Consider the following 16,469-nt stretch of genomic DNA (forward strand, 5'->3'; position numbering starts at 1 on the left):
CTCGATTACGCATCCGGCAGGGCCTGGAAGGGGGCTTCCTTATCCGTACGCTCTTTGGTGCCCCAGGCGGCGATACCGACCTTGAGCGCGTAGAACAGGATACTGAAGACCACGAACAGGAACAGCGCCGTCAGCGTGGCGTTGGTGTAGGCGTTGAAGATCACGTGCTGCATCTGCTCGACGCTCTTGGCTGGGGCAATGACCTGACCGTTGGCCAGCGCATCGCTGTATTTCTTCGCCAGCGACAGGAAGCCGATCGCCGGGTTGGCATCGAACAGCTTGATGAAGCCGGCGGTCGAGGTGCAGATCAGCAGCCAGACCGCAGGCAGCATGGTCACCCACACGTAGCGCTGGCGCTTCATCTTGATCAGCACGACAGTGCCGAGCATCAGCGCGATACCGGCCAGCATCTGGTTGGAAATGCCGAACAGTGGCCACAGGGTGTTGATGCCACCCAATGGATCGATCACGCCCTGGTACAGCAACCAGCCCCACATGGCCACACAACCGGCGGTGGCGATCAGGTTGGCAGTCCAGGATTCGGTGCGTTTGAGCGCCGGGACGAAGGAACCGAGCAGGTCCTGGAGCATGAAACGCCCGGCGCGGGTGCCGGCATCCACGGCAGTCAGGATGAACAGCGCTTCGAACAGGATCGCGAAGTGGTACCAGAACGCCATGGTGTTTTCACCCGGCAGGACACTGTGCAGGATCTGCGCGATACCGACCGCCAAGGTTGGCGCACCACCGGCACGGGCCAGGATGGTGGTTTCACCGATGTCCTTGGCCACCGCTTGCAGCGCTTCCGGAGTAATGGCGAAACCCCAGCTGCTGACGGTCTGTGCTACGGCAACGACGTCACCGCCGACCACCGCCGCCGGGCTGTTCATGGCGAAGTACACGCCCGGCTCGATCACCGAGGCGGCAACCATGGCCATGATGGCGACGAAAGACTCCATCAGCATGCCGCCGTAACCGATGTAACGAGCGTTGGTTTCGTTATCCAGCAGTTTTGGCGTGGTGCCCGAAGAAATCAGCGCGTGGAAACCCGAAACCGCGCCACAGGCGATGGTGATGAACAGGAACGGGAACAGACCGCCCTTCCACACCGGACCCGTACCGTCGACGAACTGGGTCAGTGCCGGCATTTTCAGCTCGGGCATGGTCACCAGGATGCCGATCGCCAAGGCGATGATGGTGCCGATTTTCAGGAAGGTGGAGAGGTAGTCACGCGGCGCCAGGATCAGCCACACTGGCAGTACCGCCGCGACAAAACCGTAGCCGATCAGCATCCAGGTGATCTGCACGCCGGTGAAAGTAAAGGCCTTGGCCCAGACCGGATCGGCAGCGATCTGCCCGCCGAGCCAGATCGAACCGAGCAGCAACAGCACGCCGATCACCGAGATTTCGCCAATGCGACCCGGGCGGATATAGCGCATGTAGATGCCCATGAACATGGCGATCGGGATGGTCGCCATCACCGTGAAAATGCCCCATGGGCTTTCGGCCAGAGCCTTGACCACGATCAGCGCCAGCACCGCGAGGATGATGATCATGATCAGGAAGCAGCCAAAAAGCGCGATGGTGCCGGGAATGCGGCCCATTTCCTCACGCACCATGTCGCCCAGGGAGCGACCGTTGCGGCGAGTGGAGAGGAACAGGACCATGAAGTCCTGCACCGCACCGGCCAGCACCACGCCGGCAATCAGCCACAGCGTACCGGGCAGGTAGCCCATCTGCGCCGCCAGGACCGGACCGACCAGGGGCCCCGCGCCGGCGATGGCTGCGAAGTGGTGACCGAACAGGATGTGCTTGTTGGTCGGCACATAGTCCAGACCGTCGTTGTTGAGCACGGCAGGGGTGGCCCGTCGTGGATCGAGTTGCATCACATTGTTGGCGATGAACAGACTGTAGTAACGGTAGGCGACCAGGTAGATGGCCACGGCAGCGACCACAATCCACAAGGCGTTGATGGCCTCGCCTCGACGCAATGCCACGACGCCAAGGGCGCACGCTCCCACGATTGCCAGCAGCAGCCAGGGTATGTGGCGGAGCAGGCTATTGTTATTTTTCATTTTTTAATTCCAGCCAGGGTGGACAAGAAAGACAGCCACCCCGAGTTTAGCTCTCCTGACGGCAAAGACCATACCCGACATTGGTCTAGCCACCGATCCTGGCTGGCAGGCTGTCACAAGGGGGGTCTATAGTCAGCGGATCCATTGGAGGATTGCGCCATGAGCGAGCACCCCGCCGATCGCCGCCGCTTCAAACGAATTGCGTTCGATGCCAGAACGGAGCTGATCCAGGGGCCCTTCATCTGGCCTGTGAAACTGGTCGACCTGTCACTCAAGGGCGTGTTGGTCGAGCGTCCCGAACCGTGGCTCGGCAATCGGGAACAGGATTTTTCCGTGGACATTCATTTGAGCGATGACATCGACATCAGGATGGATGTGCAATTGACCCATGAAGATCACGGTCAGCTCGGCTTCGTGTGCCGGCACATCAGCCTGGAGTCGATCGAACGGCTGCGGCGGCTGATCGAGTTCAACCTCGGCGATCCGCAGGAACTCGAGCGGGAATTGGGGGCGCTGATCGACATCTGACTCAGGACCTTCGTGGGAGCCAGCCGGCTAGCGCCCACGAGGATCCATTTTCAGCGGATGTTTATTCGAACAAGGCGTCGAGGGCCTGTTCCAGACGGGTGACCGCAATGATCTGCAACCCGGCTGGCGCTTCCTTGGGCGCGTTGCCCTTGGGCACAATGGCGCGCTTGAAACCGTGCTTGGCGGCCTCCTTCAGACGCTCCTGACCACTCGGCACCGGGCGAACCTCGCCAGACAACCCGACTTCGCCGAACACCAGCAGGTCATGGGGCAATGGCCGATTGCGCAAACTGGACATGACCGCCGCCATCAGCGCCAGGTCGGAGGCGGTTTCCAGCACCTTCACACCACCCACCACGTTGAGGAACACGTCCTGATCGTGGGTCGGGATGCCGCCATGGCGGTGCAGGACCGCCAGCAGCATGGCCAGCCGGTTCTGATCCAGCCCCAGGGTGACCCGGCGCGGGTTGGCCAGGTGGCTGTCATCCACCAGCGCCTGGACCTCCACCAGCATCGGTCGGGTGCCTTCCCACGTCGCCATGACCACGCTGCCCGGCACTTCTTCCTGAGCACGGGTCAGAAAAATCGCCGAAGGGTTGGACACTTCCTTCAGGCCCTTGTCCGTCATGCCGAACACACCCAGTTCGTTGACCGCTCCGAAACGATTCTTCACCGCCCGCAGCAGGCGCAGGCGCCCGTCGGATTCGCCCTCGAAATACAGCACGGTGTCGACCATGTGCTCCAGCACCCGTGGTCCGGCCAGGGCCCCTTCCTTGGTCACGTGGCCGACCAGGAAAATCGCCGTGCCGCTCTGTTTGGCATAACGCACCAGCAGCGCCGCGCTCTCCCGAACCTGGGAAACGCCGCCCGGCGCCGATTGCAGTTGTTCAGTGAAAATCGTCTGGATCGAGTCGATCACCATGACCCTGGGCTTTTCCACCCGGGCGGTGGCAATGATGGTTTCGATGCAGGTTTCGGTCATGACCCGCAGTTGGTCCTGTGGCAAGCCCAGGCGCCGTGCACGCATGGCCACCTGCTGCTGGGACTCTTCGCCCGTGACGTACAGGGCCGACATGCTCTTGGCAAGGTTGCACAAGGTTTGCAACAGGATGGTTGATTTACCAATGCCAGGGTCGCCACCGATGAGCACCACGGAGCCATCCACCAGGCCGCCGCCCAACACTCGGTCGAGCTCACCGGACGCGGTGGAAAAACGCGGGATTTCCTCGACACTGACTTCCGCCAAGGTCTTGATCTGCGCCTGCTGGCCGGCCCAACCAGTGCGACCCGCTGGAGCGGCAGCCCCGCCACTCTCGATCATGGTTTCGGTCAGGGTGTTCCAGGCTCCGCACTCTGCGCACTGGCCGGCCCATTTGGGAAACGTCGCGCCACACTCGGTGCAGCCGTACATGCGTTTGGCCTTGGCCATCTGAACTCCCGGCAAAAAAACGCGATGATAGCTCAGCTCGACTGAAACCGGCGCCTCAAACTCGGTCGCCTTGCACTTTTGAAACCCGCACAAGGGTGACGAACAAGCCACCGGATAACTTAGTCAGATTGCAACTCTGAAAATAAAGCCTGATAGGACAAGCGTTCATTTACGGCATCAAAAAACTATACAAACACATTCAAAATTATAAAGTCATGTACAACAAATACCGAGATTTCCGTTTAAACAAAGTTTCGTCAGCTAATGGCATTATAATAGCAACCTGTCTGATTCAATCATTATTCATCACACTCTCTACACACTTGTTAAAATTTGTTTCAGGTAACTCCCTTTACATACAGCCAACTTCTACTCGCTTTCCCAGCGTTTAAAACTCCTGCTTCAAGTGCATCGACGAGCACTCTCCCCGGTGCGCAATCCGTTAGCCCTCACGCCGACAGGATGATTTCATAAACTTTTTTCCGTCAGGCCGGTCGACTGCAGGCAATCTCTGTAACCAGTCGTTTCGAGCGAGAAGCCCGTCGCTGGCTTACACTGGGTAACCAACCTCATCTGTAACAAGGAAATAACCTATGGGCGTGATCAGTGAGTTCAAGGCCTTCGCGGTCAAAGGCAATGTGGTCGACATGGCCGTCGGGATCATCATCGGCGCCGCGTTTGGAAAGATCGTTTCGTCGTTTGTTGGCGACGTCATCATGCCGCCACTCGGGTTGCTGATCGGTGGCGTCGATTTCAGCGACCTGGCAGTGACCCTTAAGGCCGCTGAGGGTGCTACGCCTGCGGTGGTGCTGGCGTACGGCAAGTTCATCCAGACGGTGATCGACTTCGTCATCGTCGCCTTCGCAATCTTCATGGGAGTCAAGGCCATCAACCGCTTGAAGCGCGAAGAGGCTGTCGCGCCCACTCTGCCGCCTGTTCCGACCAAGGAAGAGGAGCTGCTGGGGGAGATTCGCGACCTGCTCAAAGCGCAGAACCAGCGGCCCGAGTAACAGGCCGCTGAGCCATGCGGCGCCTTCGGGGCGCCGTCATTCCTACCAGTAGTTTTCCACCGCCACCTGGCCGGGACGACGGCTGAGGCTCAAACTCATGCCCCGCTGTTTGAGCAGCTTGCGCGTGTCATCGATCATCTGCGGATTCCCGCACAGCATGACCCTGGAATGCTCGGGCGTCATGGCCAGGCCCGCGACCCGCTCCAGCTCGCCATTGTCCAACAGCGTGGTGATCCGGCCGTTCAAGGCTCCCGGGTGCTGCTCGCGGGTCACGGTGGGGATGAACTGCAGCTTGTGCGCGTACTCGGCGAGATAGTCTCGCTGGCCCAGCTCGGCAATCAACCCCTGGTAAGCCAGCTCAGCCGCTTCACGTACGCTGTAGACGAGAATGATCCGTTCGAATCGTTCCCACACCTCGAAATCCTGCAGGATCGACAGAAACGGCGCGACCCCCGTGCCTGTGGATAACATCCAGAGGTCTTGCCCGTCGACGAATCGGTCGAGCGTCAGATAACCAAAGGCCTGGCGTTCGACCAGCAAGGTATCGCCCACGCCCAGGCGGCTGAGTTCACTGGTGAACTCGCCACCCGGTACCACGATGGAGAAGAACTCCAGGAATTCGTCATAAGGCGAGGACACCATGGAGTAGGCCCGCCATACGGTGCTTCCGTCAGCCTTGGTGACCCCGAGCCGAGCGAACTGACCGGCACGAAAGCGAAAGCCAGGGTCACGTGTCGTGCGCAAGGTGAACAGGTTCGGGGTTAACGGTCGGACATCCAGCAGGGTCTGCGGAGTGAATTTTTCTGCGCTGGCGGTCATTGGACGATTCCTGAAAAAAGTCCCTTCAGTGTCCCGCAAAGCGCAGCAATTAAACACCCACTCTTTGTAGTGCCATTAACCACCAATGCCCTTGCAACTGTTTCAGGCATGCAACATATACTTAGAGTTATTACTCGGTTAATAATTACCGCCGTCATTACATATAGATCAACATATTGTTTAATAGAACTGGATACTTAAATTGCCAATTCCGGTAAAGCCAAAAATTCTCACTCACCTGTAAGAACCCTCCTACAATCCATCAAGTGCAGGATCCTGGATCCAAGCCCATTTGATAAAAAACGACGTCTGGAGAAACGTGATGGAACGATGGAAGGAGGCTCAACTAACTCACCTGTCGTGCACGACGGACATTGATTCCGCTTATCGCAGTGCACTCGGTTTCGCGAAGAATATCGGATTCAAATTTTTTGCCTTTTCAACCACCTACAAAAGCAGAAACAACAAGTTAAACACCATTGAACGCCACAACTTCCCGGCGGGATGGAATACAGGGAGGACGGGTGAGAGGCTGACTCTTGACCCCGTGATGGCGCATTGCAATCAATCAATGCTGCCGATTGTCTGGAGCGAAGCGTTGTTCGCCAAGACCCCTTCATTGTGGGAGGCGCTCGAAGCACAAGGCATTCAGCATGGCTGGTCGCAGGCATTCCATGACGAGGAAAGCGGCTTGAGCAGCGTTTTGAGTCTTGCCAGGAGCCACTGCCCGATCAATCCATTGGAGCTTTACGAAAACCTTGGATTTTCCGTGTTCATGGGTCGCCATCTGCACCACCTGATCATGCAGTCGCTGCCCAGCCAACCATCCACCCCGCACCTGTCGCCTCGCGAAATCGACGTGCTGCAACTGGCGGCGGCGGGCAAGACGGCGGATGAGAGCGCGCGCATCCTCAACCTGAGCTCGCGCACGATTCATTTCCATATTCAGAGCGCGATTGTGAAAATGCGCGTCACCAACAAGATCTCGGCAATCATCGCCGCCATCAAGGCAGGCTACCTGAATAGCCCGGAAACCCCAGGCGGATGAAAACCTGCAAGTAATCCAAAGGAAAAAAACGTACCATTTGCGACGCCACCTGAGTGTTGAGCGTGTCACCTTCACGACGCAGTTCACTCGGTCGGTTTCGCCCGCTACAACGCCCCTGGGCCGCGGGATTCCCGTTGATCACCCAGAGCCCCGCCCCATGCCTTTGCTCGAAACGCCCTTCGCCCGACTCGACCTGATCCGCCAGCCAGAACAGCAGAACGAACCGCTGCAGGCGTTTGATGCGGCCGATGAATACCTGCTCAATCACCTGGCCTCGCAGCAACCGACGGCACAGACACGCGTGCTGGTGCTCAACGACAGCTTCGGAGCCCTGGCTGCGAGCCTGGTGGGCAAGGTGCAGGTCACCAGCAGCGGTGACTCTTACCTGGCCTTTCTGGGCCTGGAAAAGAATCTCTCCCGTAATGGCCACGGGTTTGACGCCGTGCCAAAGGTGGCGGCCAACGAGACCTTCACCGGTCCCTTCGACCGGGTGCTGATCCGCGTGCCGAAAACCCTGGCCCTGCTCGAGGAACAACTGATCCGCTTGCAAACCCAGCTGGCTCCCGGTACCCAGGTAATCGCCGGCGCCATGATCAAGCACCTGCCCCGTGCTGCGGGCGATTTGCTCGAACGCTACATCGGCCCCCTGCAAGCCTCACTGGCGGTGAAAAAGGCCCGGCTGTTGATCGCCACGGCTGAAAGCAACGTAGCGGCGACCTCACCCTACCCGACGCGCTATCGACTGGATTCGCCGGCCATCGAACTGATCAACCATGCCAACGTGTTCTGCCGCGAAGGCCTGGACATCGGCACCCGTGCGTTTCTACCGCATTTGCCGACGAATCTGGGTACGGCTCGCGTGGCCGACCTCGGTTGCGGTAACGGCGTGCTGGCCATCGCCAGCGCCCTGCAGAACCCGCAAGCGCATTACACGCTGGTGGACGAGTCGTTCATGGCCGTGCAATCGGCGGCCGAGAACTGGCGCGCCGCACTGGGTGAGCGGGAGGTGATTGTGCGAGCCGGTGACGGCCTGGCCGAGCAGGCCGCGCAATCGCTGGACGTGGTGCTGTGCAACCCGCCGTTTCACCAGCAGCAAGTGGTAGGTGACTTGCTCGCCTGGCGAATGTTCCAGCAGGCGCGGGACGCACTGGTGGTGGGCGGAGCGCTGTACATCGTGGGTAATCGCCACCTGGGTTATCACAGCAAGTTGGCGCGGTTGTTCCGAGGTGTCGAGCAAGTGGCGGCCACACCCAAGTTCGTCATTCTCAAAGCCCGCAAATAATCGCCGGACAAAAAAAACCCTCCGGTGCAGGAGGGTTGAAGATCCGTGCCAAGGGCAGCGGATGGGATGATTCGACGTCAGTGGGTCGACAGCCCGGCGGCATTCATGAACAGGCGCATCAGGCTCGCGACGATGAACAGCGCGAGCACGCTGCCCGCCCAGATCATCGCCAGCCAGCCCAGTCGTTTCCACAGCGGCTTTTTCTCGGCGGCCTCGATTTCCTGCAAAGTGTGTTTACCCGACATGGCGTTGCACTCCTCTTGTGCGGATGCGATGGCGCCTTTGATGACGCCATCGCGAGCAATACGACTTCATGCGCTGGTTAGTGGTACCCATCTTCATGGGTTACCTTGCCGCGGAACACGTAGTAGCTCCAGAAGGTGTAGCCCAGGATGAACGGGATGATGAACAAGGTACCGACCAGCATGAAACCCTGGCTTTGCGGTGGTGCGGCAGCGTCCCAGATCGAGATCGACGGCGGCACGATGTGCGGCCACAAGCTGATGCCCAGGCCGCTGTAGCCAAGGAAGATCAGCACCAGGGTCAGCAGGAACGGCGTGTAATGCGCATTGCGCGCCACCGCGCGGATCAGGCCATACATCGTCACCAGCACCAGGATCGGTACCGGCAGGAACCAGAACAGGTTCGGCAGCGTAAACCAGCGCGAGGCGATTTCGGCATGGGCCAACGGTGTCCAGATGCTGACGACGCCAATCACCGCCAGCAACACGAAGGCCAGGGGTCGCGCCAGGTCATGCATCTGCTCTTGCAGCTTGCCTTCGGTTTTCATGATCAGCCAGGTGCAGCCGAGCAGCGCATACGCCACCACCAGAGCGGCGCCGCAGAACATCGTGAACGGCGTCAGCCAGTCGAGCGAACCACCGGCAAACTGGCGGTTGACCACCGGCAGTCCATCGATGAACGCCCCAAGCGCCACGCCCTGAAAGAAAGTCGCGGCCACTGATCCACCGATGAATGCCTTGTCCCACAGATGACGTTTGTCGTCCTTGGCCTTGAAGCGGAACTCGAACGCCACGCCGCGAAAGATCAGCCCGATCAGCATGAATATCAGGGGCAGGTACAGTGCCGAGAGCACCACCGAGTACGCCAGCGGGAACGCACCGAACAGCGCCGCGCCCCCGAGTACCAGCCAGGTTTCATTGCCGTCCCAGACGGGCGCTACAGTGTTCATCATCACGTCCCGGTCCGTCTTGCCCGGGATGAAGGGGAAGAGAATCCCGATCCCCAGGTCGAAGCCGTCCATGACCACGTACATCATGATGCCGAAGATGATGATCACGGCCCAGATCAGCGGAAGATCGATACCCATGATTCAAATCTCCTTGGTCAGGCTTGGGCTGTGGTGGTCGTCGGCGCCATCATCGTCAGCAGCGGACAGCGGACGGGCCGGGGTGCGTTTCTTGCCTGGACCTCCATCCGGCGTTTCCTCGGCTTCATGGGTCTTGGGCCCCTTGCGCACCAGGCGCATCATGTAGCCAAGACCGGCACCGAACAGGACGAAATACACCACCACGAACAGCACCAGGGTGATGCTCATCTGCATCACGCTGTGATTGGAGGACGCGTCCGCCGTGCGCATCAGGCCGTAGACGACCCACGGCTGACGGCCGATTTCAGTGGTGAACCAGCCGGCGAGAATCGCAATCAGGCCCGATGGTCCCATCCACAACGCCAGATACAGAAACGGCCGCGACGTATACAGTTTGTCGCTCTTGCGCAGCCACAGGCTCCACAGGCCGGTGAAAATCATCAGCAGCCCCAGGCCCACCATGATCCGGAACGACCAGAACACGATGGTGGAATTCGGCCGGTCCTCAGGCGGGAACTCCTTGAGCGCCGGTACCTGCTTGTCCAGCGAGTGGGTCAGAATCAGGCTGCCCAGGTACGGAATCTCCACAGCATATTTGGTCCGCTCCTCTTTCATGTCGGGCCAGCCGAACAGGATCAGCGGGGTCGCTTCGTCACCCTTGTTTTCCCAGTGCCCCTCGATGGCAGCGATCTTCGCGGGTTGATGCTCCAGCGTATTGAGGCCATGGAAGTCGCCGATGACGGCCTGGATCGGCGCCACGATCAACGCCATCCACATGGCCATCGACAGCATCTTGCGGATTGCCGGATTGTCCTTGCCGCGCAACAGATGCCAGGCCGCCGAAGAACCGACGAAAAAGGCGGTGGCAACGAAGGCCGCCGTGGCCATGTGCATCAGGCGATAGGGGAACGAGGGGTTGAAGATCACGGCCAGCCAGTCGGTGGGGATGACCTGGCCGTTGACGATTTCAAACCCCTGTGGCGTCTGCATCCAGCTGTTGGACGCGAGAATCCAGAACGTCGAGATCAGTGTGCCGATGGCGACCATGACCGTGGAAAAGAAGTGCAGGTTACGCCCGACCTTGTTCCAGCCGAAGAGCATGACCCCCAGGAATCCGGCTTCGAGGAAGAAGGCGGTGAGCACTTCGTAGGTCAGCAACGGTCCGGTGACCGAACCGGCGAAGTCCGAGAAACGGCTCCAGTTGGTGCCGAACTGGTAGGCCATCACCAAGCCGGAAACCACGCCCATGCCAAAGTTGACGGCAAATATCTTCGACCAGAAGTGGTACAGGTCGCGGTAAGTGTCGTTACCGGTTTTCAGCCACAGGCCTTCGAGCACCGCCAGGTAGCTCGCCAGGCCGATGGTGATGGCCGGGAACAGGATGTGGAACGAGATGGTGAACGCGAATTGAATCCGGGCGAGTTCAAGCGCCTCCAAACCGAACATAAGTCTTCCTCTGTCAGGTAATACCGGCTGAAGGCTTGCGGCCTACACCCACTGCCCCCACGGATATGGAGTGTGGCGAATTTCGATTCGTTCTTTTTTTACAAACATCACATCGTAGGGAGTCTGGCCATCTGGCCACCGGATCAATCCGCAAAGGGTCTTGATCTGGATCAAGCTTGGGTAAAAGAGTAGTCCGGTTTTTGACGATGGACGGTGTGGTCTATTGCCGCGTGACAGGTTGCCTCAGTGACGGCCTGTCGAAGGAGCGACTTCGGTTCCCGGAAGATCGGTGTCTGGCTAACTAAATTTGCCAGCTCTGCAACTTCTGGTTACAGGTTGGTGATAATCTCGCCCTTCCCTTTGCTCAAGATCTGCTCCTGATGCCCAGCCAAGCGCCTTTGCTGTTACGTCATCACCGCCCTTTCATCGCGTTCTGGCTGGCCCGGATCTTCACCGCCAGCGGCTTTCAGATGCTCACCGTGGCCATCGGCTGGAACCTCTATCAGCTGACCGGCAACGTGCTGGACCTGGGCCTGGTCGGGCTGGTGGAGTTCGCACCGCGAGTGTTGTTCATGCTGCACACCGGGCATGTCGCCGACCGTTATGACCGACGCAAGGTCGCGGCCATCTGCCAGTCGCTGCAGGCGTTCATCGCGCTGACCCTTGCGATCAGCGGCGCCACCGGCCACATCACCCGGGAAATGATCTTCATCCTCGCCTTTCTGCTCGGTGCCGCCCGCTCGTTCGAGATGCCGACGACCCAGGCGCTGCTGCCGAGCATCGTGCCGGCTGCGCTGTTTCCCCGCGCCGTCGCCGCCGCTCAGTCGGCGCAACAGTCGGCCACCATCGTCGCTCCGGCCCTCGGCGGCCTGCTCTATGCCTTCGGCAGCGTCTGGGTGTACGGACCGACCGTGATTCTGTACGTCATCGCCTGCCTGTTGATGCTCAACCTGCCCGCCCGGCAAACGCCGTTGAACAAGGGCAAGGCGACTCTGGATTCCCTGCTGGCCGGCATCCGCTTCATCCGCAGCCGTCCGGACATTCTCGGGGCGATATCCCTGGACCTGTTTGCCGTATTGCTCGGCGGGGCGACGGCGCTGCTGCCGGTGTTCGCCAAGGACATCCTGCTGACCGGCCCCTGGGGCCTGGGTTTGCTGCGTTCGGCGCCAGCTGTCGGTGCCTTGTTGATGTCGCTGTGGCTGGCGCGCTTCTCCGTGGATCGCCATGTCGGTCGCGTGATGTTCACGGCTGTCGGCGTGTTCGGTGTGGCGACCATTGCCTTCGGCCTCTCGACCTCGTTCTGGTTCTCCCTGGCCGTGCTGGTGGTGCTGGGGGCGGCGGACATGATCAGCATGGTCATCCGTGCGTCGTTCGTGCAGCTTGAAACACCGGACGAGATGCGCGGTCGGGTCAGCGCCGTGAACGGCTTGTTCATCGGTGCCTCGAACCAACTGGGCGAGTTCGAGTCCGGCGTCACCGCCCACTGGTTCGGCACCGTGCCGGCCGTGGTCATGGGCGGCTTGGGCACGCTGGTGGTGACCGGGGTCTGGATCAAGCTGTTCCCGACCCTGGCCAACCGTGACCGCATGCATGTGCCGGCGGAAGAAGCCAAGGTCTAGAGCAGCTTGTCGAGGGTGATGGGGAAATCCCGCACCCGCTTGCCGGTGGCATGGTAAATGGCGTTGGCCACTGCCGCCGCCACCCCGACAATGCCAATTTCACCCACGCCTTTTGATCCGAGCGCATTGACGATTTTGTCCTGTTCTTCGACGAACAGCACATCAATGTCGCCGATATCGGCGTTGACCGGTATGTGATACTCGGCCAGGCTGTGGTTCATGTGACGCCCCAGTTCATGATCGGTTTGCGTCTCTTCGTGCAGGGCCATGCCGATCCCCCACACCACGCCGCCGAGGATCTGGCTGCGAGCCATTTTCGGGTTGACCACCCGCCCTGCCGCGATGGCGCTGACCACCCGATTGACCTTCACCGTGCCCAATGTCTCGTCCACCAGCACCTCGACAAACACCGCCGAATGCGTTGCGGTGGCGAAGGCGTCGCGGGTCTTTTCCGGCTCGGCGTCCACTTGAACGGCAATCATGTCTTCGCCACTGCTTCTCACCAGTTCGGCCAAGGCCATCCGCGCATCACCGAACGACAGGTAGCCCTCTGCAAAAACAGCCTGCGGCGTCGTCACGCCGGCGAAGTCCTCCGACGTCTGTCGCGCCACCATCAGCAGCTTTTCCTTCAACGCCTCACAGGCTTGCTGCACGGCGGTGCCGACCGACGAGACGGTAAATGACCCACCCTGCAATGGCGCCTTCGGCAATGAAGAGTCGCCGAGGACGAAGGTGACGTTATCCAGAGAAACCCCTGACGCCTGCGCAGCGATTTGCGTCATCACGGTGTAGGTCCCGGTGCCGATGTCCGTGGTCGCGCTGCTGACGGTCAGTTTGCCCTGCTGATCCAGCACCGCCCGGGCACTGGCTTTCTGCTGCATCGCTTCCCAGACGCCACCGGCCATGCCCCAGCCCACCAGTAGCCGGCCACGACGCATGCTGCGCGGCTCGGGATTACGCTGTTCCCAGCCGAAACGCTGGGCGCCCTGGGCATAACAGGCGCGCAGTTCTTTACTGGACCAGGGCTTGTCTTCGTTCTGATTGCGCTCCGCGTAATTGATCAAACGCAACTGCACCGGGTCGATCGCCACGGCGCAGGCCAGTTCATCCATCGCGCATTCCAGGCCGATCAGCCCAAGCGCCGCACCGGGGGCGCGCATGTCCAGTGGCGTGTACACGTCGAGTGGCAGCAATTTGTAGTTCATCTGCACGTTGTCACAGTGGTACAGCATGCCGCTCCACTCCACCACATGCTCGGTGAAATCCTCGAAACGCGAGGTCTGGCCAATTGCAGAATGTGCCACCGCAAGCAAACGCCCATTGGCCGCCGCCCCCAATTGCAGGCGCTGCAGGGTGCGCGGGCGATAACCGAAGGTGAACATCTGCTGGCGTGTCAGGGTCACGCGCACCGAGCGCTTGAGGTGCAGTGCGGCCATCACGGCGAGGGGCAGCTGGTATTGCGGACGCAGACCGGACCCGAAGGCGCCGCCGACATAGGCCGCGAACACCCTGACCTGCTCTTTCTCAAGGCCGAAGACCTTCTGCACATAGGCCTGACAGTTCTGCGTGCCCTGGGTCTTGTCGTGAATGTGCAGGCTGCCATCCGCCTGGTACAGCACCGTACTGGCGTGCGGCTCCATCGGGTTGTGGTGTTCGATCGGCGTGCTGTAGTGCAGGTCCAGGCTCAAGGCCGCACCGGCGAACTCGGCCTGAAAATTCCCGCGGGGCTCGGGCAACTCGGCAGGCGCTGGACGAGCGTCGCCCTGCAGGCTCGACAGATCGGTCTGATGCGGCTCGGGCGCGTACTCAATGGTGATCAGCGAGCCGGCATGGCGCGCCAGTTCCAGGTTGTCGGCGACGACCAGCGCCAGCGGCTGCCCGCTGTACAGGATCCGATCGTTATACAGCGGGCGGAACGGCGAGCCGTCAGCCGAATCGGCGTCCTCGTAGCTTTTGTCGTAGCTGGCGATGTCCGGGCGATGGGTGTGATCGATCACGGCCACCACGCCGGGCAGCGCCAGCGCTTTCGAGGTATCGATGTGTAACACCCGGCCGCGTGCGATGCGGCTGGACACGACACTGCCGTGCAGCAAGCCAGTTTCTGCGAACTCCCCGGCGTACCGAGCCTGGCCGGTGACCTTGAGGCGACCGTCGACACGGTCCAGCGGCTGACCCATGGGTTGGGTAAAGGTATTCATCAGGCGTGCCCTCCCTGCGCGGCAGTGCTCAAGGCGCGAATGATCGCCCGACGCGCCAGCGCCACCTTGAAAGCGTTGTGTTCGAGGGGCTCGGCGTTTTGCAGCAGCGCATCCGCAGCAACACCGAACGTGTCTTCGCTCACCGTTTTGCCCACCAGCCAGGTCTCTACCGCTTCATCGCGCCAGGGTTTGTGCGCCACGCCACCCAGGGCCAGGCGCGCCTCGCGGATGACCGGCCCGGTCAACTCCAGTGCCGCCGCCACGGAAACCAGGGCGAAGGCATAGGACGCGCGATCACGAATTTTCAGGTAATGGCTGTGCTCGGCAAAACCCGCTGCCGGCAGCTCGACGGCCGTGATCAACTCATCGTCCGTCAGTTGATTGTCACGCTGCGGGGTATCGCCGGGCAGTCGATGGAAGTCTGCGAATTCAATCGTCCGTGCACCGCTGCGGCCCTGGACATGGACCACCGCGCGCAAGGCGGCGAGCGCAACACACAGGTCCGAAGGGTGCGTGGCCACGCAGTCGCGACTGGCGCCGAGGATCGCGTGAATCCGGTTGAGCCCTGTGCGCGCCGGACAGCCACTGCCCGGCTCGCGTTTGTTGCACGGCACGGCGGCGTCATAGAAGTAGTAACAACGGGTACGCTGCAGCAGATTACCGCCCGTGCTGGCCATGTTTCGCAGTTGCGGCGATGCGCCAGCGAGGATGGCCTGGGACAACAACGGGTAACGTTGCTCGATCAACGGATGCCAGGCCAGGTCGGCATTGCTGACCAGGGCCCCGATCATCACCCCACCCCTGGCTGTTTCGCTCACATCGTTCAGGGCAAGCCCGGTGATGTCGATCAGATGCTCCGGCCGTGTGAGATTTTCCTTCATCAGGTCCAGCAGGTTCGTCCCCCCGGCGATGAAGCGCGAGGCCGGACCGGCAAGCTGCACCGCCTCCTGTACCGAAAGGGGTTTGCTGTAATGGAAAGGGTTCATTGTTCGCCTCCCTGTCCGACACGCTGGCGGCACGCCGGCAGCGCTTCTTCGATGGCATCACGGATATTGCTGTAAGCACCGCAGCGACACAGGTTGCCGCTCATCAGCTCTGCAATGTCGGCACTGGATTGCGCCCGCCCTTCATTGGCCAGCCCGACCGCCGAACAGATCTGCCCCGGTGTGCAATAGCCGCATTGAAAGGCGTCGTGGCGGATGAAAGCCTGCTGCATCGGATGCAGTTCATCACCATCCGCCAGGCCCTCGATCGTGGTCAGTTCGGCCCCTTGGCACATCACCGCGAGGGTCAGGCAGCCATTCACGCGCTTGCCGTCACGCAACACCGTGCAGGCGCCGCATTGGCCGTGATCACAGCCTTTTTTGCTGCCGATCAGGCCCAGTTGCTCGCGCAGCAAATCCAGCAACGTAGTCCAGGGCAGAACCTCTACCTGGATAGGCTGGCCGTTGAGCGTCAGGGACAACGGATAACGGACAAACGACGGCGGCGTCTCGTCGGGGAAGGTCGCACTCATAAACACCTCACGGTTGGTCGTACGTTGCGGCGTTTTGGCAAACCGCCGTCATAAGGGGTACGACTTCAGGGGTGCGGGGGTGTTCAAAGGGATTGATGGAGAGGGGATCGGGGGACCGCGGCAAACACAAAAATGCCGACCAGATGCAATACATAGTTAACGCACTCGGTGT

14 protein-coding genes are annotated in these 16,469 nt (G+C 60.6%); 5 read left to right on the forward strand and 9 right to left on the reverse strand.

Features of this window, described 5'->3' with window-relative positions:
• Window positions 1-5: 5 nt before the first annotated feature.
• Window positions 6-2,072, reverse strand: coding sequence for a carbon starvation CstA family protein (locus QIW53_RS14875; RefSeq protein ID WP_371050368.1), 2,067 nt, complete (start codon window positions 2,070-2,072; stop codon window positions 6-8).
• A 159-nt stretch (window positions 2,073-2,231) separates the two neighbouring features.
• Between QIW53_RS14875 and QIW53_RS14880 the strand changes: the two genes are divergently transcribed.
• On the forward strand, window positions 2,232-2,600 hold the full coding sequence (locus tag QIW53_RS14880) for a PilZ domain-containing protein (protein WP_371050369.1): 369 nt from the start codon (window positions 2,232-2,234) through the stop codon (window positions 2,598-2,600).
• A 61-nt stretch (window positions 2,601-2,661) separates the two neighbouring features.
• On the opposite strand, the gene radA is transcribed toward QIW53_RS14880, so the two are convergent.
• Window positions 2,662-4,029 carry a DNA repair protein RadA gene (gene radA / locus QIW53_RS14885; RefSeq protein WP_371050370.1) on the reverse strand — a complete coding sequence of 456 codons (1,368 nt, stop codon included), beginning with the start codon at window positions 4,027-4,029 and terminating at the stop codon, window positions 2,662-2,664.
• A gap of 593 nt (window positions 4,030-4,622) precedes the next feature.
• On the opposite strand from radA, the gene mscL reads away from it, so the two are divergent.
• The gene (mscL, locus tag QIW53_RS14890) at window positions 4,623-5,039 is read left to right on the forward strand and encodes a large-conductance mechanosensitive channel protein MscL (RefSeq protein WP_371050371.1); all 417 of its coding nucleotides are present in this window, start codon (window positions 4,623-4,625) and stop codon (window positions 5,037-5,039) included.
• Window positions 5,040-5,081: 42 nt separating this feature from the next.
• On the opposite strand, the gene QIW53_RS14895 is transcribed toward mscL, so the two are convergent.
• Complete coding sequence (locus QIW53_RS14895) at window positions 5,082-5,858, reverse strand: ferredoxin--NADP reductase (protein WP_371050372.1); 777 nt, start codon at window positions 5,856-5,858, stop codon at window positions 5,082-5,084.
• A gap of 322 nt (window positions 5,859-6,180) precedes the next feature.
• On the opposite strand from QIW53_RS14895, the gene QIW53_RS14900 reads away from it, so the two are divergent.
• Window positions 6,181-6,906 (forward strand): helix-turn-helix transcriptional regulator, encoded by a 726-nt coding sequence (locus QIW53_RS14900; protein ID WP_371050374.1) that lies wholly within the window; start codon window positions 6,181-6,183, stop codon window positions 6,904-6,906.
• 157 nt (window positions 6,907-7,063) lie between these two features.
• Window positions 7,064-8,188: a methyltransferase gene (locus tag QIW53_RS14905; protein ID WP_371050375.1), complete on the forward strand. Its 1,125-nt coding sequence runs from the start codon at window positions 7,064-7,066 to the stop codon at window positions 8,186-8,188.
• 77 nt (window positions 8,189-8,265) lie between these two features.
• Here QIW53_RS14905 and QIW53_RS14910 read toward each other — a convergent pair whose 3' ends face one another.
• The 3 genes from QIW53_RS14910 to QIW53_RS14920 form a co-directional block, all read right to left on the reverse strand.
• Entirely contained in the window at window positions 8,266-8,433 is a 168-nt protein-coding gene (locus tag QIW53_RS14910; protein ID WP_371050377.1) for a DUF2474 domain-containing protein, read from the reverse strand.
• Window positions 8,434-8,510: 77 nt separating this feature from the next.
• A complete protein-coding gene (cydB, locus tag QIW53_RS14915; RefSeq protein ID WP_371050378.1) occupies window positions 8,511-9,518 on the reverse strand; it encodes a cytochrome d ubiquinol oxidase subunit II in 1,008 nt (335 codons plus the stop codon).
• A 3-nt stretch (window positions 9,519-9,521) separates the two neighbouring features.
• On the reverse strand, window positions 9,522-10,964 hold the full coding sequence (locus QIW53_RS14920) for a cytochrome ubiquinol oxidase subunit I (protein WP_371050380.1): 1,443 nt from the start codon (window positions 10,962-10,964) through the stop codon (window positions 9,522-9,524).
• A 380-nt stretch (window positions 10,965-11,344) separates the two neighbouring features.
• Between QIW53_RS14920 and QIW53_RS14925 the strand changes: the two genes are divergently transcribed.
• A complete protein-coding gene (locus QIW53_RS14925) occupies window positions 11,345-12,583 on the forward strand; it encodes an MFS transporter (RefSeq protein ID WP_371050381.1) in 1,239 nt (412 codons plus the stop codon).
• Here QIW53_RS14925 and QIW53_RS14930 read toward each other — a convergent pair.
• Genes QIW53_RS14930 through QIW53_RS14940 form a run of 3 tightly spaced genes read right to left on the reverse strand, consistent with a single transcriptional unit; the run spans window position 12,580 to window position 16,297 of the window.
• Window positions 12,580-14,781 (reverse strand): xanthine dehydrogenase family protein molybdopterin-binding subunit, encoded by a 2,202-nt coding sequence (locus QIW53_RS14930; RefSeq protein ID WP_371050382.1) that lies wholly within the window; start codon window positions 14,779-14,781, stop codon window positions 12,580-12,582. The two genes, QIW53_RS14925 and QIW53_RS14930, sit on opposite strands and share 4 nt — an antisense overlap.
• A complete protein-coding gene (locus QIW53_RS14935) occupies window positions 14,781-15,767 on the reverse strand; it encodes an FAD binding domain-containing protein (protein ID WP_371050383.1) in 987 nt (328 codons plus the stop codon). The genes QIW53_RS14930 and QIW53_RS14935 overlap by 1 nt, the downstream gene beginning before the upstream one ends.
• Window positions 15,764-16,297 (reverse strand): (2Fe-2S)-binding protein, encoded by a 534-nt coding sequence (locus QIW53_RS14940; protein ID WP_371050384.1) that lies wholly within the window; start codon window positions 16,295-16,297, stop codon window positions 15,764-15,766. The genes QIW53_RS14935 and QIW53_RS14940 overlap by 4 nt, the downstream gene beginning before the upstream one ends.
• Window positions 16,298-16,469: the final 172 nt, after the last annotated feature.

The sequence above is a fragment of the Pseudomonas fluorescens genome, from assembly GCF_041354075.1.
Classification (GTDB): domain Bacteria; phylum Pseudomonadota; class Gammaproteobacteria; order Pseudomonadales; family Pseudomonadaceae; genus Aquipseudomonas; species Aquipseudomonas fluorescens_CE.